Genomic DNA, 1098 nt, shown 5'->3' on the forward strand with positions numbered 1-1098 from the left:
ACATCCTTTCCCACTTAACACACACTTGGGGACCTTAGCTGATGGTCTGGGCTGTTTCCCTTTTGACAATGGATCTTAGCACTCACTGTCTGACTCCCGGACAGAAGTTTATGGCATTCGGAGTTTGACTGAGCTTGGTAACCCTTGGCGGGCCCCGCACCCAATCAGTGCTCTACCTCCACAACTCTTAAATTCCGAGGCTAGCCCTAAAGCTATTTCGGGGAGAACCAGCTATCTCCGAGTTCGATTGGAATTTCTCCGCTACCCCCACCTCATCCCCGCATTTTTCAACATACGTGGGTTCGGGCCTCCAGTGCGTGTTACCGCACCTTCACCCTGGACAGGGGTAGATCACACGGTTTCGGGTCTACGTCCACGTACTATAAGTCGCCCTATTCAGACTCGCTTTCGCTGCGGCTACGGCTCTTCACCTTAACCTTGCACGGGAACGTAACTCGCCGGTTCATTCTACAAAAGGCACGCCATCACCCATATAGAGGGCTCTGACTTCTTGTAAGCACACGGTTTCAGGATCTCTTTCACTCCCCTTCCGGGGTGCTTTTCACCTTTCCCTCACGGTACTGCTTCACTATCGGTCGCTAGGGAGTATTTAGCCTTAGCAGATGGTCCTGCTGGATTCATACGGGGTTTCACGTGCCCCGCACTACTCGGGATCCGTCTCGGAGGGATTAGAATTTCAGTTACAGGGCTTTTACCTCTTCTAGCGGGCCTTTCCAGACCTCTTCGCCTACCCTAATCCTTTGTAACTCCATGTGAGACGTCCCACAACCCCAAGGGGCAAGCCCCTTGGTTTAGGCTGTTCCGCGTTCGCTCGCCGCTACTGACGGAATCACTCTTGTTTTCTCTTCCTCAGGGTACTTAGATGTTTCAGTTCCCCTGGTCTGCCTCTTCGTAACCTATGTATTCAGTTACGAGTGACTGCGAATTACCACAGCCGGGTTTCCCCATTCGGACATCCCCGGATCAAAGCTTGCTTACAGCTCCCCGAGGCCGTTTCGTTGTTCGCCACGTCCTTCTTCGGCTCCTAGCGCCTAGGCATCCTCCGTGTGCTCTTAGTAGCTTAACCAATTGCTCCGG

Annotated in this window: 1 rRNA gene (running past one end of the window); it reads right to left on the reverse strand. The window is 53.1% G+C overall.

Features of this window, described 5'->3' with window-relative positions:
- Positions 1-1087 (reverse strand): 23S ribosomal RNA (locus tag EJP77_RS20495) (its annotated part extends 2500 nt beyond the left edge of the window); the annotation flags it as partial.
- Positions 1088-1098 lie beyond the last annotated feature (11 nt).

It is taken from the genome of Paenibacillus zeisoli, from assembly GCF_003994465.1.
GTDB lineage: Bacteria > Bacillota > Bacilli > Paenibacillales > Paenibacillaceae > Fontibacillus > Fontibacillus zeisoli.